The organism is Acetomicrobium flavidum, from assembly GCF_900129645.1.
GTDB lineage: Bacteria > Synergistota > Synergistia > Synergistales > Acetomicrobiaceae > Acetomicrobium > Acetomicrobium flavidum.
In genome coordinates this window covers 1,558,569-1,578,396 of the sequence record NZ_FSQZ01000001.1, presented here as the reverse complement: position 1 = coordinate 1,578,396, position 19,828 = coordinate 1,558,569, and the positions used below count along the sequence as shown (strand labels likewise).

Annotated in this window: 14 protein-coding genes, 1 pseudogene and 1 CRISPR repeat array; of the genes and pseudogenes, 4 read left to right on the top strand and 11 right to left on the bottom strand. The window is 43.0% G+C overall.

Annotated elements, in window-relative coordinates:
- The first annotated feature begins 206 nt into the window (after nucleotides 1-206).
- The 4 genes from modA to phnD all read left to right on the top strand — a co-directional run bounded on the left by modA (nucleotide 207) and on the right by phnD (nucleotide 4,738).
- Nucleotides 207-950: a molybdate ABC transporter substrate-binding protein gene (modA, locus tag BUQ78_RS07845; RefSeq protein WP_074199829.1), complete on the top strand. Its 744-nt coding sequence runs from the start codon at nucleotides 207-209 to the stop codon at nucleotides 948-950.
- Nucleotides 947-1,732, top strand: a complete 786-nt coding sequence (locus BUQ78_RS07840; protein WP_074199828.1) for a Rossmann-like domain-containing protein — start codon at nucleotides 947-949, stop codon at nucleotides 1,730-1,732. Before modA ends, BUQ78_RS07840 begins: the two co-directional genes overlap by 4 nt.
- Before the next feature lie 131 nt (nucleotides 1,733-1,863).
- Complete coding sequence (locus BUQ78_RS07835; protein ID WP_074199827.1) at nucleotides 1,864-2,664, top strand: carbon-nitrogen family hydrolase; 801 nt, start codon at nucleotides 1,864-1,866, stop codon at nucleotides 2,662-2,664.
- A 145-nt stretch (nucleotides 2,665-2,809) separates the two neighbouring features.
- The gene (gene phnD / locus BUQ78_RS07830) at nucleotides 2,810-4,738 is read left to right on the top strand and encodes a phosphate/phosphite/phosphonate ABC transporter substrate-binding protein (protein WP_074199826.1); all 1,929 of its coding nucleotides are present in this window, start codon (nucleotides 2,810-2,812) and stop codon (nucleotides 4,736-4,738) included.
- A 51-nt stretch (nucleotides 4,739-4,789) separates the two neighbouring features.
- Here phnD and gltS read toward each other — a convergent pair.
- From gltS to cas5b, 11 genes and pseudogenes are all read right to left on the bottom strand, one after another.
- Nucleotides 4,790-5,956, bottom strand: a pseudogene (gene gltS / locus BUQ78_RS10145) (sodium/glutamate symporter).
- Between the two features lie 342 nt (nucleotides 5,957-6,298).
- Nucleotides 6,299-7,471 carry a DUF3798 domain-containing protein gene (locus tag BUQ78_RS07820; protein WP_143228420.1) on the bottom strand — a complete coding sequence of 391 codons (1,173 nt, stop codon included), beginning with the start codon at nucleotides 7,469-7,471 and terminating at the stop codon, nucleotides 6,299-6,301.
- Between the two features lie 158 nt (nucleotides 7,472-7,629).
- Nucleotides 7,630-8,862, bottom strand: coding sequence for a cysteine desulfurase-like protein (locus BUQ78_RS07815; RefSeq protein ID WP_074199825.1), 1,233 nt, complete (start codon nucleotides 8,860-8,862; stop codon nucleotides 7,630-7,632).
- 110 nt (nucleotides 8,863-8,972) lie between these two features.
- Entirely contained in the window at nucleotides 8,973-10,079 is a 1,107-nt protein-coding gene (locus BUQ78_RS07810; protein ID WP_074199824.1) for a M24 family metallopeptidase, read from the bottom strand.
- A gap of 25 nt (nucleotides 10,080-10,104) precedes the next feature.
- Complete coding sequence (locus tag BUQ78_RS07805) at nucleotides 10,105-11,286, bottom strand: DUF3798 domain-containing protein (RefSeq protein ID WP_014807418.1); 1,182 nt, start codon at nucleotides 11,284-11,286, stop codon at nucleotides 10,105-10,107.
- 62 nt (nucleotides 11,287-11,348) lie between these two features.
- Nucleotides 11,349-12,188, bottom strand: coding sequence for a M55 family metallopeptidase (locus BUQ78_RS07800; RefSeq protein ID WP_074199823.1), 840 nt, complete (start codon nucleotides 12,186-12,188; stop codon nucleotides 11,349-11,351).
- A 209-nt stretch (nucleotides 12,189-12,397) separates the two neighbouring features.
- Nucleotides 12,398-14,907: direct repeats of the CRISPR family, unit length 30 nt; unit sequence GTTTCCATCCCTCATAGGAAGTTCAAAAAC.
- A gap of 170 nt (nucleotides 14,908-15,077) precedes the next feature.
- On the bottom strand, nucleotides 15,078-15,329 hold the full coding sequence (cas2, locus tag BUQ78_RS07795; RefSeq protein WP_200779726.1) for a CRISPR-associated endonuclease Cas2: 252 nt from the start codon (nucleotides 15,327-15,329) through the stop codon (nucleotides 15,078-15,080).
- A gap of 39 nt (nucleotides 15,330-15,368) precedes the next feature.
- Nucleotides 15,369-16,367: a type I-B CRISPR-associated endonuclease Cas1b gene (gene cas1b, locus BUQ78_RS07790; protein ID WP_074199822.1), complete on the bottom strand. Its 999-nt coding sequence runs from the start codon at nucleotides 16,365-16,367 to the stop codon at nucleotides 15,369-15,371.
- Between the two features lie 6 nt (nucleotides 16,368-16,373).
- Entirely contained in the window at nucleotides 16,374-16,895 is a 522-nt protein-coding gene (cas4, locus tag BUQ78_RS07785) for a CRISPR-associated protein Cas4 (RefSeq protein ID WP_074199821.1), read from the bottom strand.
- The gene (locus BUQ78_RS07780; RefSeq protein ID WP_084532297.1) at nucleotides 16,870-19,161 is read right to left on the bottom strand and encodes a CRISPR-associated helicase/endonuclease Cas3; all 2,292 of its coding nucleotides are present in this window, start codon (nucleotides 19,159-19,161) and stop codon (nucleotides 16,870-16,872) included. The genes cas4 and BUQ78_RS07780 overlap by 26 nt, the downstream gene beginning before the upstream one ends.
- Complete coding sequence (gene cas5b / locus BUQ78_RS07775) at nucleotides 19,112-19,822, bottom strand: type I-B CRISPR-associated protein Cas5b (RefSeq protein ID WP_014807423.1); 711 nt, start codon at nucleotides 19,820-19,822, stop codon at nucleotides 19,112-19,114. Before cas5b ends, BUQ78_RS07780 begins: the two co-directional genes overlap by 50 nt.
- Between the last annotated feature and the right edge of the window lie 6 nt (nucleotides 19,823-19,828).

Genomic DNA, 19,828 nt, shown 5'->3' with positions numbered 1-19,828 from the left:
AACCCTCATGGTCCACGGGGAAACAAAGCAAAAAATCGTCTTTGCAAGCAAGTTCAGAATATTTAATCACTTTAGCAACAAAAAGCTGAGTTAATAACGATGCAGCCTACCAAATATTGCAACACTGTTGCAATTTATAATTGGCCGTGTTATCTTAATTCATAATCACCATTCAAACTTCAAGCCTTTATAAGGAGGAATAGGTCATGAAACGATCCGGCAAGATCTTCGCGGTAGCATCGGTATTTTTGTTTCTAGTCAGTTCACCCGTGATGGCAAATGTAGTAGCCGTAGCCGCAGGGATAGCCCCTTGCGTGGAAGAGGTCGTAGATCTTTACGTAAAAGCAGGAGGAGAACCTGTTGAATTAGTAAAAGAAGCATGCGGTCCCCTGGCACGACAAATAGCATTAGGAGCACCATACGAACTATTTTTGGCTTCCGAGCCACGCTGGCCAATTTGGTTAAAGGACAAAGGATTATTAACTGAAGTCGATACTTTTGCCATAGGACAACTCACCCTGTGGCATGTTTCATCCGATCCTATTGACGTAAGCCAGACAGAAACAGCGGTAATCGCGATCCCGGACCCAGAAACCACAGCCTACGGCAACTTAGCGAAACAATATCTTGACAAAATAGGCCTATGGGATAGAAAAATGAATGAAAAAAGGATTATACTTGTTGGAAGTGCACCACAGGCAGTAGCGGCGGTAAAAGCCCGAACCGCCGAAATGGCGTTTATACCATTAAGCATGGCTATCAAGGCCGGAGGCAGCTATACATCTATTCCCGATATGGTCATAGAACAAGTAGGAGGACTTACAGCTAAAGCCGATGATGGTGCGCGTAAGTTTTGGGCATTTTGTCGTTCTGAAAACGCAACTCCCATTTGGGTCAAGTGGGGATTTGTAATCCCTGATAAGTCGCAAAAGGGGAAGATCTCAAAATGACTTTTAAACCCGCTAATAAAGATGAGCAATTGAATTTACTCACAGCAATCAGAAAAAAGCTGTTGGCAGAAATTGTAAATCGACCAAACCTTTTGATGCAAATTGTCCACATAGAACCGTTGGGCGTAAAGGAAGCCATAGGCGATCCGACTCCTTATAAGGATTTTGCCTTGCAGCGAGGCGAAGAGAGATTAACAGAAGCCACTATAATTGGCTTTAAGGGACAGGCCTTCACTTCATACCCCTCTCGTTGGCGCGGTACGCTGGATGAAGCATTAAATTTATCATTGGATTCGGAGAAAAATAGAGCTATTTTCGTCGCCACAGCTAACGCCTTGGGGCGGTTGCTTAATTTATGCGATCGTACAATCCACTGCAAAGACCAAGGCCCTGATAAATGCGGACGAGAAATGGCTGAATATATAGCCTCCCAATTTGGATCCGAGATCAACATAGGCATAATCGGATACCAGCCGGCCATCGTAAAGCACATGGTAAATTTTTTCGGAAATGATAGGGTTTTTGTGACAGACTTAAATCCTGACAACATAGGCAATGAAGTTTTTGGCGTAAAGATATTGAACGGCTCATCATGCCTCGTTGAATTGGCAAAAAACTGTCATATAGGCCTTATAACGGGTTCTACTTTAATCAACGGCACATTAAACGAAATATTGGACGTTTTCAAAGAATACGGCGTAAAACCTTACATTTACGGCACAACTGCAGCGCTGCCACCCAAAATACTTGGCATCGAAAGGCTATGCTTCGAAGCAATATAATATATAATAGTGTCATTTAATACCTCAAAAGGGGCCATTTGCATTCTGCTGAAATGGCCCCTTCACATAAACCTCCTCAACAATTACATTTAATTAGGTGCCTTTTCCAAATTAAGATAGGGGGGAAACTTATGCTTCGAGTGGGAATATTGCAGCTAGATGTCCAAGTCGGTGATAGGAAGGCCAACTTCTCGCGCGTAAACGAGTTGCTCAGCCGAGCTTTCGTTCCATCTAAATCACCTACAGCTATCGTACTTCCTGAGCTTTGGGATACCGGTTACGCCTTGGAGAAAGCCCAAGCACTCGCTTCAGATGAAGGCAACGAGACAGCTACATTCTTAGGTGATCTGGCTAAAAAATACAACATATGGTTTATAGGCGGCTCCACTTTAGCCAAAACTTCAGCAGGCATCAAAAATAGAGCTCAAGTCATCGACCCCCGCGGTGAGTTGATCGCCTATTATGATAAGGTCCACAGATTCCCATTAATGGACGAGGACAAATACCTCGCTTCAGGAGATAGGGACTGCACATTCAACTGGGAAGGTTTTAAAAGCGGCTGCGTGATCTGTTACGATTTACGTTTCTGCGAGTGGATAAGGTGTTATGCATTAAAAGGCGTAAAGGCTCTCTTCATCAGCGCTGAGTGGCCAGCCGCCAGGGCCAAGCATTGGGATATCCTGCTTAAGGCGAGGGCTATCGAAAACCAGATGTACGTGATATCTTGCAATAGATGTGGCGCTACGGGAAAGGACGCCTTTGACGGCGGGTCATTGGTGGTAGATCCATGGGGTGAAGTCTTGCTGGACGCCGGCAATTTGGAGGGGTTATGGTTCGTAGATATAGACGTTTGCAAGGTTGACCAAGCAAGGTCTACAGTCCCCGTCTTTAAAGATAGGGTGCCGACTCTTTATGTGGACATTACAAAATAAAAAGAAATTACCGGAGTAATCATAAATTACGAGGGATCAATAAATTGTAATTTTAGTTCACATTAAGATATAGTATAATATAATGCAAATTTGTTTTAATACCCGATGAATATCAATGATTGCCTAATGGATTGAGGTGAGCGAGGTGCCATCGAAAAAGGTTTGGCTTTTAAGCATAATCTGCATAGCCATATTGGAGTTAATCTTGTATCTTCTTCCCATCACCAAGTTCATAATGGCCGTTGCAACAGTCTTGACAGGTCCTCTAATCTTTTTTGCATCATTTAAGTGGCATCTTAAAGAAGGGGTCAAACCCTTAATGCCCCTCAAGCCTCAACTGACGGCAACGCTTGAATTAAGGTCCCCAGACCAAGGTCGACAAACATTTAATCTCGACGAAAAAGTTTACGACAGACTTTTTTCCGTAGCCGAGACAATGGGGTTCGACACCCAACAAATTTCCTGGCTTTCCAAAGATACCAAGAAAACCTTCGACCAAATCTCAAAGATATTTGCGCAAATTGAGGAATACAGCCACCAAAATGCCGCCAGCACGGAAGAAATAACTGCCAGTATAAATGAATTATCCAGCATAACATCCAAAATACGTGATAGTATTCTAAATATAGAAAACAGCTCCATACAAGCAAGAGACATGTTGAAACAAGACAAGGATACGCTAGACAACTTAAGCCCTCTTTTGAACGAATTGATAGAAGTCATCCGTATGGCCTCAGATGATAACCTAAAGCTTCAGGAATCATCCAAAAAGATCAATAAGATAATAGAATATATTAGCTCGATAGCAAAACAAACAAACTTGTTATCTCTAAACGCCTCCATAGAGGCAGCCAGAGCTGGAGAGACAGGTAAGGGATTCTCCGTAGTATCGTTGGAAATCAAAAAACTTGCAGATGAAACCAAGAACTCTGTGGCCGAAATCTCACCCATAATCAAGGAGATCAATGACCGAGTATCGAGATCAAATACAGCCATGAACTCATGTATAGATAAGCTTAAAGAAGTTGAAAAAGTATCAGCTTTTTCCAGGGAAATTATTACAAAAATAGAAAACGCCATAGAAAAAATCGGAGCTGCCTTGACCGAGTTGACAGATATGTCATCAACCCAAATGGGGGCTTTAAATGAGATCGAAGGGGCTTCAAATTCAATTGCAAAATCAGTAGAAGAAACTTACAATACAATTGTAAATCTTTCCAAAGATATCGATATCCAAAAGGACAAAAACGCTCAATTAGCGCAATTTAGCGATAAGCTATGCGATACGGCCTTAAGTTTACAGACATTGATGGCCAATCTTAAAACTGATAAAGAAATCATATTTGGCGTAAATCCCTTTACATCCCCCGAAAACATAAAGCAAATGTACGCCCCTATCCTTGAGAGACTATGTAAAAATATTGGATATAAGGCAAGAATTATCATCGTGAAGGATTACGATGCCTTAATAGATGGGATGGCAAAGGGCTTGATCGACGTCGGATGGTTTTCCCCCTTCGCCTATGTAACGGCACACAAAAAAATAGGAGTTAAACCGATAGCAACACCAAGGGTTAATAGCAAGTTTTCTTATAGAGGATATATAATTACCAAGAAATCCAGCGGCATACGATCCCTATCTGATTTAAAGGGAAAGCATTTTGGTTACGTTGACCCCCAAAGCGCATCGGGATACTTATACGCAAGGCACATACTGAAATCCAACGGTCTTGACCCGGACAGGATCTTTAGCAAGGTATCTTTTATGGGAACTCACGATAATGTTATTAAGGCAGTCTTGAGCGGCGAAATAGACGCCGGAGCGACATACAATGAAGCAATGGATATGGCAAAGGCCAAGGGGTTAGATGTGAACGCACTGGAAATCATAGCTGAAACGGAGGATATACCGAAGGATGCCATAGCGGTCAATCCAAATATGCCTGACGAAGTAGCTTCATTATTACAAAATGCCTTCGTAGAATTCAAGGAATTTCAAGGGCTTAAAACTCCTGTCGACGGTTTCGTTGCCAGCGATGATAAAAGATACGATGTCATAAGGACAATAGCTTAAATTAAAATGTCCGGGCTTTGATGAGCCCGGACATTTTAATTTAAGCTATGATCAAACGATGTAGTTTATAAACGTTGTGATTACTATTGCGTTGGCAAAATCTATCAAAAAGGCACCAACAATGGGAACGACAAAAAATGCCCTTGGAGCCTCTCCAAACCTCTCAACAACGGACCTCATATTTGCCATGGCATTGGGCGTCGCCCCTAAGCCAAACCCACAAAAACCTGCAGTTATTACGGCAGAATCATAGTCTCTACCGCACAAGTTATATGCTACAAACATGGCATAAACTGCCATAATAAACGTCTGACTCATAAGTATTACAAGCATAGGAGCAGCCAAATCCAACAGCTCCCACAGCCTCAGGTTTATCAAGGCAAGGGACAAAAACATATTAAGGCCTATAGCACCAATCGTTTCCACTGCCTTCTGGTTAATTGTCCATTTTTGGGTAAAATGACCCAAGTTCAGTATAATCGCTGCAATTATCATGGAACTCACGTATGCCGGCAATGTTATCCCGTGTCTCTTGAAGAAGTTCGCCAGCACTGCGCCTAATCCTATGGCAGCCAGCAAAAAGGCGAAATTTTTCATCAAGCTATCATATGAAAGTTTTTCGTCCCCGTTTCCATTTACAAAATCGAGATCGTACTTCTCCGGATGAGGTTGAAGGTGATTTCTCTCTATCTAGAATCTTCCTATGGGACCTCCGATTAACGACCCAGCCACAAGCCCGAATGTAGCAGCAGCCATAGCTGCTGTCATAGCGCCATTCAACCCTAGATCCTCAAGCAGCGGGGCAAAGGCAGCTCCCGTACCGTGTCCGCCTGTCATTGTGACAGAACCGGTCACTAAGCCTAAAAGCGGGTTTTGATTCAATATTTTAGCGAGAGTAACACCAACCCCACATTGAATTACACAGAGCACCACAGCACATAACCAAAAAATTACAACCTGAAGCCCTCCTCTTTTTATCAGTTCGATGCTCGCCGTAAATCCTATCGATGTAAAAAATATCATCATAAATGGGGATTGCAACGTGGTATCCATCTCCAGGGTAAGCAATCCTGTTTCCCTGAATATTAAGTTAGCAGCAGCAAAAATTAGCCCTCCAACCACAGGATCCGGAATACAAAATTTGTACAATATCGGCACCTTAGATTTCACGTAACCACCAAAGTAAAAGACTACGGCAGCCAATGCAGCTGTCTGCATCATATCGAGCTTAACGATCATAATTCGATCCCTCCGATAGATTAAGTGTAATTATGCTGTAAATAACACTAATAATTATGGAGTTATAGCACCTAACAAAATATTATATAGCTTCAAAGGTTATAGTAAAGTAATTTTAAGTATACTTTCATCAATTTACCTCCTATTATTAAGAAATCATTAGATAAAGCAAACTTATCACATCTTTCAGCAATTTTTTATGATCATATTGCTATCTTTTAACTGTACTTTAAAATAACACTTTCACTTTAACGCAGGAAGAGGGGGTTTCCCCCCTCTTCCTGTTGTTGCATATATAGTTGTTTATCTAGCCAAATGCTCCTACTTTATTGAAAGATATTTTTTAGGTACCTCTATCTCAGTCATGCCGAGATATCCTTTGCCAAATACATACGTATCCTGGTAAACCATGATGTAATTTGTCCTTTCAACCCCCGTGCTAACGTCTGTATAACGACTACCGTTAACCTTTATGCCCGGCGTAATGCCCTTGCACGCAGCTATGAAATCCTCGACGGTGAGTTTAGCCTTTCCCTCTACTACCCTCTTTCCCAATTCACCTAAGCCGGCCGTGACAACATAGGGATGAGAGTAAACCCATGTGCCAAGTCGTCCGCTAGCTCCCTTTTGCTTTATAACTTCTTCTATCTTTTTGACTATCTCCGGGAAGTTGCCCTTCTCAGCCGTCAAATCCAATCCCAGCGCTCCCGGATATCCCATTAAAGGAGAGGCGTAATCGGGTTCGACAAAATATCCTCCGTAATTTACAATTTGCCTGATCAACGGCTCGGTCTGAGCGTCGTTAGTGCAGAAGAAGGCAGTTTCCTTGCCATATTTCTCTAGCCATGCGGGCACTTTTTCCAATATGAACTGTTGGGCTCCAGCCACACCGACATCGCTCACCGGGTCTGGTGCCGTTTCAAAGTGAAAATTAACTCCGATGTCCTTGCATGTAGCTTCCATTATGTTGCGCCTTCTTGAAAGCAGCTCATAACTCATGTGCCTGGGGAAGGAAATATGAACGAAGTTCTTTGCGCCCATCTTTTTGGCAGCGACGGGAAGGAGGTAACCCCTATATATATCATTCGCATTCACAGTCAGATCAGCTACAGAAGATATGACGCCCGGATCCTCTTGCGAGTTTCCGGCTAAACACAATATATCCGGCCTTTTTTCCTTGACCCTCCTAAATGCTTCGGTGGTGCCCGGGACGGCCGTGCTGGCGATGATCACTTTCATCTTTGGATCATCCGCAAGGCCTACTATCTGGCTTATCGTAGTTTCCATCTCTTGCATGAAGTTATCGGGATAGGTGACGTGCTTTACCATACCTCCGTGGGCCTCATCCCCATATATCTCCATCAGTTTCTCGGCACCGCGAAGTTCGTCTTCCTGTTGCGATACGGTTCCAGTCATGACGCCAATATGAAAAGGCGCTGCCGCATACGACACACCACACCCGCATAAAACAACTAGCGCCACAGCCGCGAGCATCAAAACAAAACTACCGGCTTTTTTCACGTACTTTCCCTCCCCTTAATAAAATATACAAAACATAATGTTGCAACAATCCCAAAATGAATTATTGCACCAAAAAAGGATAGGGTCAATGCTTTAAATACTTATGACAGATCATTGTCAGGCCTTTGCGTCTATCTCGCACTCAATCCCTTAACTGCATCTACGAGCCTATCTACCTCTTCCTTCGTGTTGTATAAAGAAATGCCGATCCTCGTAAGGCCACCACTTTCAAGCAATCCCAATATTTCTACGGGACGTATCGCATAAAAGTGACCATCCCATGCCAGTATCCCCTTTTCGTTCAAATGCTTGCACACCTGGATGGGATCATGACCCTCAAGGGTGAAGGATATGGTAGGGGCGCGGCGACTTCCATCAAAGTGTGGACCATATATCGTTACGCCGGGAATGGATCCCAAGTTCTTGTAGGCGTACAAAGCAAGTTCGTGCTCGTAGGAGGATATCTTTTCCATAGCGGATACAAGTTTTTCTCTCAAAGTATTGCCCTTCCCGTAAGTCGAGATATATTCGATGGCAGCCTTGACTCCAGCTATGCCCTCGTGATTTAGGGTGCCGGTCTCGATGCGATAGGGAGCTTTATGGTCTTGAGTGCAAACCCTTTCGCAGTCTAGCTGCTCGAGCAAACCTTCCCTGGCATATAAGATCCCAACGTGAGGGCCATAAAACTTATATGCAGAACATAGCAAGAAGTCCACTCCCAGGGATTTAACATCTATGGAAAAATGAGGGGCGTAATGGACCGCATCGACCGAAAGGTAAGCCCCAACATCATAGGTCCAACGCCTGACTGTGGCAACGTCGTTAACAGTCCCTAGGGCATTAGAAGAAAAACCCATTGCGACGAGGCGCGTGTTTTCCGTCATCTTCTTGCGAAAATCGTCCATATTAAGCGTACCGTTTGGAAGAAGTTTCACCTCGCGAACGATAACTCCACGCTCCCTTAGTCGCAACCATGGACCGCGATTTGCCTCGTGATCCAACTGGGTGATGAGAACCTCGTCACCCGGTCGCAAGGACCTTTCCATGGCTCTGCTTAGGGCATAGTTCAACGTAGTCATATTTTGTCCAAAGGAGATGGTATTACCGCCTTCCGCTCCCAAGAAAGCTGCGACGGCATTTCTTGCCTCTGCTATTAACCTGTCGGATTCCATCGTGGTTACGAAATAACCATGGGAATTAGCGTTACAATTCGTAAAATAAGCCGTGACAGCATCCATCACTGCCTTCGGTACCTGTGTTCCACCAGGACCGTCAAAATAGGCTAAAACATGACCGTTATAGGTCCGATCAAGGGAGGGAAAATCTTTCCTGCGCAACTCAAATTCTCGATATAAGTCATCCATCAGTTTATCCTCCCGTCATCAATATGGATAGACACAAGACTTATTATACTCAAAAAAGGGCAGTAACCCTCATATGGTCATAAGATTTAAAAATTTTTTCTCCTTGCCCTTTAAACCATCACCACAAAAAGCTCCATGGGAATATCTGCGGTAAGCCTTTGCGCTCCCTTGTCCGTAACGAGGTAATCGTCTTCCACCCTCATGCCGCCATAGCCTTCCATATAAACGCCCGGCTCGACGGTTACAACGTCTCCCTCTTCGAGCACATCCGTAGATCTCGACGATAGTCTGGGCATTTCATGAACCTCAAGGCCAATCCCATGTCCTAAGCTGTGCGTAAAATATTTATCCAGGCCTCGATTGGCTAAAATTTGCCTTGCTGCAGCATCGACATCCCTAGCGGCAACTCCAGGTTTTATCCTTGAAACCGCTTCGATATGGGCCATACACAGCAAGCTATGAATCTCCACGGCCTTTTTAGATGGAGACCCTATATAGACGTTCCTGGTTATATCGGAAACGTAACCTTCATATCTGGCGCCAAAATCGATCGTAGCCCATTCGCCCTTTTGCCACTCCCGCAAGGTAGGTCTGCCGTGAGGGAGGGCAGACCTTTCACCCGAAGCGACTATGAAACCCGTATCTCCCCAACCGCCTTCTGCGCCTAAAAGCCTCATTTCATACTCCAGCCTTGCGGCTACTTCCGTTTCTTTGATGCCAGGCCTAATATCGTTTAATATGTTTAAAAAGGCCTTACTGGCCTGCTCGGCGGCTTTTTTAATGAGTTCAACTTCTTCTTGCGATTTTTTTCGCCTACAAACAGCTAAGGCATCCGACACATCGACCAATTCGAATCCAAGCCGTGCTAATTTAAGGTATAAATAGCTTGGCAGGGTCTTAGCGTTAATGCCAATCGTTTTAGCGCCTAAATCTCTCAGCAATGACTCCACTAAAGCAATATCTTCATTATTGCCTTTATCTATCACAGTAAAAGGTGATTGTTCCCTAGCCTGCAAGATATACCTGCCGTCAGTGATTAAAAACCTTTCCCTTGGGCCAAATATTAGAACGCCGCTTGTGCCTCGAAAACCGGAAAAATAGTACAAGTCTTCCCACCCGACACCCTCGATATTAAAAAGCACCACGGCATCGATGCCGTTTGGCCACAAGCTTTTACCAACCCTGCTGTGTCTATCAAGGATCAAATTACGATTCATCAAAACTCATTACCATCCTTTTTATTTATCGTATAGTCAAATACTTTTCGGGGACCTTGAGCTTTGTCAAACCAAGATAGCCTTTCCCAAATACGTAGGTATCCTGGTAAACCATCATGAAATTCTTTCTTTCGACGCCCGTGCCCAGATCTAAATAATAACTCCCATTCCACGCCGCCCCAGGAGTAAACTTCTCATATGCAGCAACTAAGTCCTTTAATGTTATACTTGCCTTTTTGTCTATAACCCTTTTAGCAAACTCCCCTAGTGCGGCAGTCGTACAATATGCGTGAGAATAAGTAGCGGTGCCAAGACGTCCTGAAGCTCCTTTTTGAATGATTACTTCTTCAATCTTCTTTATTATTGCTGGAAAATTACCCTTCTCTGCAGATAAATCTATACCTAGTGCACCAGGATACCCTAACAGAGGTGAAGGGACGTTCGGTTCAACAAAATAACCGCCATAATTTACCACTTGCCTGATCAAAGGTTCAGTTTGCGCATCATTCGTGCAATAGAACGCTGTTTTCTTGCCGTATTTTTCAAGCCAGGCTGGTACCTTTTCTAGGATGAATTGTTGTGCTCCTGCTACACCAACATCGCTTACCGGATCCGGAGCCGATTCAAAATGGAACTTCACTCCTATGTCCTTGCAAGTTGCTTCCATTATGTTACGCCTTCTAGATAGAAGCTCATAGCTCATGTGTCTTGGGAAAGATATATGCACAAAGTCAGTTGCACCCATCATCTTTGCGGCTACAGGGATCAGATACCCTTTATAAATATCATTTAGGTTTGCGCATGCATCTGCTATCGAACATATGACAGCTGGGTCTTCATGCGGCTCACCGGCGAAACATAGAATATCGGGCCTTTTATCCTTCACTCTCCTAAATGCCTCCGTGGTGCCAGGGACTGCTTCGTTAACGATAATGGCTTTCATCAGAGGATCATCTGCTAAAGACGCAATTTGGCTGATAGTTGTTTCCATTTCCTGCATAAAGTTATCTGGATATGTAACGTGTTTTATTATGCCGCCTTTAGTCTCGTCTCCGTATTCCTCGATAAGCCTTTCTGCCCCCCGAAGCTGATCTTCGCCTTGAGAAACGGTCCCAGTCACAATACCAATATGGTACGGCGCTGCAGCATAAGCCAGGCTATTTCCACACAAAACAAATAAAGCAATTGTTAGAAGTATCAATACCATTCTTTTACTCCTCATGATTTTCCCCCCGTCAAGTCTAGATTGCAAAGTATTTTTGCCATATGCTAAATTGTAGCAGAACTTGCCAGCGTCACTGCTGCATCAACCCACCGCCATACTTTATCGGCAGAATCGCATTGCACTTGAATTGTTCTCCCATCCAACCTTTTTATCCCTGGCAAGTAAGAAACCGTATCACATTGAGAGGTCTGTCTAAAAGTGATCTCCAAATTATAGGGGCACTCGAAAAGATCTTGAGAAATGTAGGTCGAATTAAAGGTTTTTAAGGCCCTTGCGGCAGCATCTTTCAATAGTTGATAGGTCTCTTCAGGGGGCAAAAGGGTGGCGCAACTATTGGAACGGCCCTCTTTTACTGCACATGTTACAATCCTTTCATTATCGAAGAGCATTTTTGCTTCTTCAGAGACCGCCTTATCTCCAGTAACCAAAACAACGGGGACCTTACTTTCCATACACACTGCTGCATTAAGCCCAGTTTCGCCTACTAACGTTCCATTAAGTTTAACACTAAATATTGTTTTACTTGATACTGTGTGATCCAGTATAGCATTAACAGTTCCAGCCATAGCATGATAAGCCACAAAAAACGCGCAATCGCAACCATCTTTTATGCCTTCTGCCATTGCCAAAGGTTTAAGGTTGCCGGAGATAAGCCTGACATTTTGGGGAAGCTGTGATACATCTACGTTTATCATTCGGGCATGAGAATCGTTAACAAGTATTTCTGTTGCCCCTCCCTCAAAAGCACCGTCTATTACAGCCTTAAGATCATGAAGTTGCATTTTACAACCAAAGGCATACTCAGACGGCGATTCTGCCCGTACTTGAAGGGGGTTAACTACTCCAGTTGCGCCTTCCATATCCACGCTTATATAAATCTTCACAATAGCTCACCTCAAATTTGAGATTTTATTTAATTATAATCGCTTTTTTCTTTATTCATAAATTAAGATTAAGTATAAAAAGATCTTTTACCTATCAATTAAAGTATTAGGCTGATCAAAAATACAGACACTTTAATAATATAAATACTAGCAATTCAAATGCCAGTTTTTTCAATATTAGGAGCAACTTAAATATCCTTTTCATTTATGTTTCCATCCCTCATAGGAAGTTCAAAAACTATGATGGGGTTTACCGCAGCGCCTTGGCTCTCTATGTGTTTCCATCCCTCATAGGAAGTTCAAAAACGTTCTATTCTGTCGTATTCCGGGTCATAATCGCTATGTTTCCATCCCTCATAGGAAGTTCAAAAACGAGTATTGTTTTTACGTTTTGCAAGACTTCTTCTCCGTTTCCATCTCTCATAGGAAGTTCAAAAACCGGGAAAGCTCAGATACGACCTTATCCCGCCCTTTGCCCGTTTCCATCCCTCATAGGAAGTTCAAAAACGAGTGCAATGCGGGCGAGAATGACAGGAGGTGACGGGTTTCCATCCCTCATAGGAAGTTCAAAAACTGGGAAGAAGATCCCATTGGCGGCGGCCGGTGCCTGGCGTTTCCATCCCTCATAGGAAGTTCAAAAACCTAAGCCATATTTCATAAATTGGCTGGCAAAAGTCGTGTTTCCATCCCTCATAGGAAGTTCAAAAACGAGGAAGAATTTACAACCTGTGCTGCTGTTTTATCAGTTTCCATCCCTCATAGGAAGTTCAAAAACCCCGCCTGCCGTCCGACGCGCCCGCCGAATATGCCGGTTTCCATCCCTCATAGGAAGTTCAAAAACTATAAACAGCTTGAGGAGGGACAAAGAAAATGAAAAGGAGTTTCCATCCCTCATAGGAAGTTCAAAAACAAGTCCCTACTGAGCCTGACGCTGTCGCTGATGCTCTGTTTCCATCCCTCATAGGAAGTTCAAAAACAAGTCCCTACTGAGCCTGACGCTGTCGCTGATGCTCTGTTTCCATCCCTCATAGGAAGTTCAAAAACCAGCAAAAGCGTGGGCGAGGGCGGAATGGCATGGGCCTGCGCGTTTCCATCCCTCATAGGAAGTTCAAAAACACGTTGGGCATATCGAAGTCTGCGGTCGAATACAAGCGGTTTCCATCCCTCATAGGAAGTTCAAAAACAAGGGATCGGCCTTGTGTATGCCTACGGGGATGAAGGTTTCCATCCCTCATAGGAAGTTCAAAAACACTTGATGGCGAGATGGACTATGTCAGAAAGGTAATGCGTTTCCATCCCTCATAGGAAGTTCAAAAACTCGCTTGTTGCGTAACTTCACACGTGTCGCCAACCCGTTTCCATCCCTCATAGGAAGTTCAAAAACATGTCTTGCCGCTTCTGACTGCCCCGGATAGTATGTTCGTTTCCATCCCTCATAGGAAGTTCAAAAACGTGCTTGGTGATGAAGACGCGGCAATCGAGGAGGAGGAGTTTCCATCCCTCATAGGAAGTTCAAAAACGAGGAACAGGCGAGGCTAAGGAGGACGTTGGAAGAGGGTTTCCATCCCTCATAGGAAGTTCAAAAACCAGGGTACTGGTCATAGATGACCTCGGGATTGAAGAGTTTCCATCCCTCATAGGAAGTTCAAAAACTCGCGCTCCAGCCCCTCACGGAGCGCTTTGTTTTCAGCCTGTTTCCATCCCTCATAGGAAGTTCAAAAACTTTACGGGTACAGCTGGGACGCGTGGAAGGCGGAAGTGGTTTCCATCCCTCATAGGAAGTTCAAAAACGAGTTAAAGGTCAAACCGTTTCGGCGCCTGTAACGTGTTTCCATCCCTCATAGGAAGTTCAAAAACGGGAGTGGGTAGAGGACGGAAGGATATTTGGGACGAGTTTCCATCCCTCATAGGAAGTTCAAAAACCCGCCCTCTATTTCAAGGATTAACTCAAAGCATTCGTGTTTCCATCCCTCATAGGAAGTTCAAAAACTGAAATGAAATGTTCTATTTTGTCTTTTAGAAGTTTGTTTCCATCCCTCATAGGAAGTTCAAAAACACGCACGGAAACACAGTGACAGAAACATTGAGGAGAGTTTCCATCCCTCATAGGAAGTTCAAAAACTTGTGGAACGGGCGCGAGGTCTCGCTTGCGATTTCGGTTTCCATCCCTCATAGGAAGTTCAAAAACCCTAGCCGCTAGGCACGGGCACGAGGCCACTTGTGAGTTTCCATCCCTCATAGGAAGTTCAAAAACGGAGGTACGGGCGGCACAACAGGGCGTCTACATTCCGTTTCCATCCCTCATAGGAAGTTCAAAAACTTGGAGCTTATTTTGCAAGCAGCTCATACGAAGCGGTGTTTCCATCCCTCATAGGAAGTTCAAAAACTATTTTCATATGACATGAATGGCATATCGACATAAGATGTTTCCATCCCTCATAGGAAGTTCAAAAACTACGATCCGCAGTATCTCGAAACGCTGTTCGCAGCGGTTTCCATCCCTCATAGGAAGTTCAAAAACGAGGAGGAAATAAAATGAAAAGACTTTGGCAGAAACAGTTTCCATCCCTCATAGGAAGTTCAAAAACTCCTGTACATGTCGGCCCATTCGCTCACTGTGATCGTTTCCATCCCTCATAGGAAGTTCAAAAACCTGCCATCATATATAATCCTTCGCTTTCCTTATAAAGTTTCCATCCCTCATAGGAAGTTCAAAAACCCGTCGCATACATTGATTCTACCGTATTTTAGCCATGTAGGCTATATTGTGTCCTATTTATTTTTCAAGGTTCCATGAACACCAACATTTATGATGGTAACGATAAAATAGCCATTTTGTTAGGTTGTGTCGATCTCCCGGGATTTATGCACTATTGAATGTCGACACAGCTAAATAAAAATTTCACTTGACCCTTTCTCTTTACCTATAACCTCTCGGGAGGTGTAACGCTCGGATCTCCATGTATAAAATATAACACTGTCATAATCATCTTTTATAACTTTGCAAACCTCACGTTTAAGGGATGCAAACGTAGCAGGGGTAAGGTCTCCTTCTAATACGGAATTTTGAATCCAACTAAGGTATTTACGACCAATCTTTAGCACTTTATTCACGCGCTCTTCCCCAACATCATAAATCATCAATACAAAAATAAATGGCACCCCCATTTTTAACAACAGTTACCATCGCATCGAGAAAGGCTCATATTCTTCGTCATCAAGTATATGCTTTTCTAATTTATAAGCCTCCATTCTAAGTAAACTGCGATAGCTTACGTTTCTATTTAACCTGGGATGTTGTATTGTCGCCATCAACCGTTCTTCCCAGGCTTGTAATACGATTTGCACCCCCTTTTCGGACAAAAATATACCTCCGCCAGCTTGACCCGCAAAATGTTTGGCTTGAATTTGTTTTTTATTTATCAAAGAAAATATCAATCGGTCTACCAAAATTGGTTTGAATATCTCCGCAATATCAAGATTTAAACTAAAACGCCTAAAATTAGTCTCATGAAGGAACCCTATACGAGGATCGAGGTGTGTTTTATAGATTTGCGCCAAGGTCGTCACATAACATAAGGAATTCAAAAAGCTTATGAGTGCGTTCAATCTATTCTGAGGAGGTCTTTTGCTTCTATTTTCCATCGTAAAAGTACCACCACCTGTTATTACATCAAATGCAGAATAATATCTGTCTCGTGCGTTGCCCTCTATGGCCATTAGCTCAAGTATTCCGTTTTGTCTCTGACTTAATTCGTTAAAATTATCCATAGCTTCTATTGTTTGACCCAACGCTAAATCTGCGTGTCTAAAATAATACAGCAAAACTATCTTCATATTATTAATAGCGCCTGCTACAAATTTTTTTGCTAAAACTAATCTTTTTTCAGCATCAAGGCAATTTCTTGCTTGCGCTAAAATAACAGCACCGGAATTCATGTGTTCTCTAGGATAGTATGTCCCCTGATAGTAATGGTGATGATTAAAGAAGTGTAACATAATCTTGTTTGAAGTACAAAATTCAAGAAAACGCTTATTTAAATCTACTTCGCCAAATATAAATATCTCATCGGTGGTTTCTACTGGTACAAATTTTCTTTCATTCTCATTTTCAATTACAATTGTATTATCCTTACGCTTAAGGTTACCCGAAGAAAGGATGTAGATACATTTACCCATTACTTATCAGCTCCAGCATAGTTCTTTATAAGCACAGTGCTTGCAATACTTGCACTCTTGCGCTTTAGGGGGACAGGGTGATACCACAATGTCTTTAATTTCGATATAAATTTCATCAAGTTTCGATTGTAAATCTTCGGTTATGGAGACATCCTCGCGTCTTCTTTCCTCCGGGAAAAGAAGCTCGCCTCTTGCTGCAATTCCAGATTTTGCAAGTTCATAAAGATAATGGGCTAGCTGCAATCGAGCGGCTTCTATAGAGCGACTGCTCTTTTTTATCTCGCCTATTACCAAAACACCCTTCTCTTCTTTAAGAAGGTCAAATTTACTGTCCCCAAAGCTAACGCTGTGACGAACCCTCTCGTAGGAAGATTCATCGATTAACCTTCCAAGCTTAAGGAATTCATCTTCCTTATCAGCCTCAACGCCATGAGATATCAACCAGACCTGACGTTTACATATAAGACAATACCATACCAAAGTTCCGCCTATCCTTGGTAACTCAGAGAAAACAGGCACCTTCCTCATCCTCGCTGTCTTTAGTCAAGTTAAACCCACTAATGTGATCGTATACATGTTTCCTGCCTTCCTTAGTAAGAAACCAACATTGAAACCTTGCATTGAAATCAAGCGGAGGTAATTCATCTTGAAACGCTATGGTAGCCAGCTTATTTCGCCACGATTCGAGTGCTTTTAGAGGTACTTCAATCATGTATTGAAGCAATTTACGATGCAGATGCCTTTTTTCATTTAAGTTTTCTAGTGTCCACTTAGTGTTTATAAGTTTTTCAAACATTGGACGCACAGTGTTGTTTTGTTCCACATACACTTCAGCCGACAAGGGATCATAATGTTTGTCTATAAGGTTTGGTCTATCTTGAGGTCCCCACCTGCCATCGCATAAATTTTTCCATATACCCTTATCTTGCAGCCTCTCCGTGATGTCTCTGTAGTAACTGTCAACTTTTATCGGCGCCATGTTTTCTTCGAAGATGTTTATTCTGTCTTCCTGGCGAAGCGTCGACCGTGAGCTATCTAAAAGTATGTCATCGTAAACCATATTAGAAAAAGATTTACCCTGTTCGTTCATGAGCTCCGCAACAAGCACTAAACCACCCCTTTCGGACCTGCTGTGTCTGTTGCATCTTCCGGCTACCTGAACGACACTATCCAAAGGCCCCAGATCGCGAAATACCCAGTCGAAATCCAAATCTACTCCTGCTTCGACAACCTGAGTCGATACTAAATAATGTTGTATTTTTTTCTTTTCCAGATACCTTAAAAGCCTCATCGTTAAACGTCTGTGATGCGGAGTCATCCAAGTTGATAAAAAGTAAACAGGTGCACCCATGGCGTTTTTGATCATCCTATAAACTTCAACTGCAGATTTTCTGGTATTAAGTACAATCAGTCCTGATTTTTCATACAACCTTTCGATATGATCCTCAAGAAGACTGGGTAATTCATTCAATTGATACTTGTGAGGAAGTATTTTATATGTATGTCTATTATAAGGAAATGACAGCCCCTTGGGAGATAATTCGATTCCCTTTATTATATAAGGTTGGGTTGCCGTCATAAGGATATAGCTGGTGTGTAGTTTATCGCTCAGGTATTGTAAGGTTTCCCCAAAACCGTGCCAATATCTTGGATTTATCGTCTGTGGCTCGTCCATGATTACAACTGCATCGCTCAAACGATGAAAGTCAATTGTATCGTTGGCCTTCGGGCTGTAGATACTCTCCCAGAGTTGAACCATTGTCGTTAATATCACCGGCGCATCCCAATACCTGAAAAATGTCTTCATGCGAGTCATGGGATCCTGGTTTTTTTCGCTCGTCTCTACAAGTGTAGATAGACTATGATCTTCCTGCACATCTTCTTCTCCAAAAAGACCTTTTGCCACCAAGGAGTTTTGTTCAACTATACTGATAAAAGGTAAGGCGTAAATGATGGTTTTGCTGCCCAGTTTATGTGCCATCCTACGAGCAATATCCAGGCCTGTAATTGTCTTACCTGCTCCTGTAGGCAAGGTTAAAGTGAAAAGGCCCGGATGTTCAATGTCGTCCACCGATCTAATGCAAGCTTCGCGAGTCTGTTGTCTCCATGCATCCAATGGGCTGCTTTCTCGTCCCGAAAAATCCGGCTCCTTAAAAAGAGGCAAATGATGCATCTTGAGACCTCTCACGCCTATCGCATCCATACGATCAGCAGTTATAAGAAGAGAGTAAAGTAACCGATAAAACAACCACGTCTGTGCGTTGAGTATCTTCTTACGCTTTAGCATTAATGCTTCTGCGTAATCTTCCCATTGTTCTTCACTTAAGAAAATGTTCCAGGTGGGGACCAATTTCTTCATCGCATCCTTTTGTTCCTTAAAGGCCTGCTTATTATGCTGCACCCAAAAATCTAAAGCTTCGCCCCCATCGACCATATATGTATGATGTCGTCTTACTGCCTCAGCCAACCAAATATCAGAGAAACTATCTTCATTCGTGTGGAACTTTGATAGGTTAAGAGCAAACCAGGCAGAGGGCAAGGCATGATCTATGCCATCACCTCTGCCATTAAGGTAATCCTGAAACAAGGGATGCGCTTTCCCAAGATCATGGGTAATACCCGCTATTTCAATGTCTATATCGGGAAGGATCGACTTTAATCCATGATATTGAGCCATATCGCTCATCAGGCGATATGTACCGTTAAGATGATCCTTTAAAGGTCTCTCAGGGTGGCTTTTAAGCTCACCATCGAGGAAACCAGGCGACCACATCGTTCCCGCACTTTGTAACATCTCCCGCTCCTTTGTTTATCAAAAGCTTTTTTTGCGGAGACGGAGAATATAGAACCTCGATGCTTTCAATAAATTTTCTAGTCACATCCATCTTAAAGGGCATCTCTTCCTTAAACGTTCCACCGACATCTAGGATATTTAAGATCCTTACTTTTTCGTTCCACGGCACAACGCTATCAACGAAAACCTCATCTTCTGTCAGCGATTGATTGCTAAACTGGCCAATATAGACGACATTGGCTATAGCATATGCCGTACCCAGATAAGGGGTAAATTTAAAGCTATCCTTCTCTAACATACACCGTAGCTTATCCTCAATTCCACCGTCAACGAATATACGATACTTGGGATTAATCACAAATTGATGTTTTACCTGGATATGCGGACTTTTTTGTGGCTGTTTTACGTTCCAAAAATTTATGGCATGCCACATCCATGATATATCGCTCAGTAATGCTACTGAAACCTTAGTGCCAATGAGAGATTCCCAATATTTGGCATTACAGCCATCATCGTTGCTACCATTAGATATTCCAACTATTCCGGAAATTAAACCGGCTATGGCTGTGGGAGGCGGGAAGGCAAAAGATATTGATGAGGTCGTAGTATACGGTTTTCGAAACATCGCCATTTGCCCCGAAACATCAAATACAACTGGCATGTCCTT

What these genes read in the sequence shown, in the direction of transcription:
- BUQ78_RS07835 (WP_074199827.1), top strand. Translation starts at nt 1,864, where the DNA reads ATGCTTCGAGTGGGAATATTGCAGCTAGATGTCCAAGTCGGTGATAGG.
- cas1b (WP_074199822.1), bottom strand. Translation starts at nt 16,367, where the DNA reads ATGGGTAAATGTATCTACATCCTTTCTTCGGGTAACCTTAAGCGTAAG.
- cas2 (WP_200779726.1), bottom strand. Translation starts at nt 15,329, where the DNA reads ATGATTTATGATGTTGGGGAAGAGCGCGTGAATAAAGTGCTAAAGATT.
- cas4 (WP_074199821.1), bottom strand. Translation starts at nt 16,895, where the DNA reads ATGAGGAAGGTGCCTGTTTTCTCTGAGTTACCAAGGATAGGCGGAACT.
- modA (WP_074199829.1), top strand. Translation starts at nt 207, where the DNA reads ATGAAACGATCCGGCAAGATCTTCGCGGTAGCATCGGTATTTTTGTTT.
- BUQ78_RS07810 (WP_074199824.1), bottom strand. Translation starts at nt 10,079, where the DNA reads ATGAATCGTAATTTGATCCTTGATAGACACAGCAGGGTTGGTAAAAGC.
- cas5b (WP_014807423.1), bottom strand. Translation starts at nt 19,822, where the DNA reads ATGCCAGTTGTATTTGATGTTTCGGGGCAAATGGCGATGTTTCGAAAA.
- BUQ78_RS07840 (WP_074199828.1), top strand. Translation starts at nt 947, where the DNA reads ATGACTTTTAAACCCGCTAATAAAGATGAGCAATTGAATTTACTCACA.
- BUQ78_RS07815 (WP_074199825.1), bottom strand. Translation starts at nt 8,862, where the DNA reads ATGGATGACTTATATCGAGAATTTGAGTTGCGCAGGAAAGATTTTCCC.
- BUQ78_RS07820 (WP_143228420.1), bottom strand. Translation starts at nt 7,471, where the DNA reads ATGCTCGCGGCTGTGGCGCTAGTTGTTTTATGCGGGTGTGGTGTGTCG.
- BUQ78_RS07780 (WP_084532297.1), bottom strand. Translation starts at nt 19,161, where the DNA reads ATGTTACAAAGTGCGGGAACGATGTGGTCGCCTGGTTTCCTCGATGGT.
- BUQ78_RS07805 (WP_014807418.1), bottom strand. Translation starts at nt 11,286, where the DNA reads ATGGTATTGATACTTCTAACAATTGCTTTATTTGTTTTGTGTGGAAAT.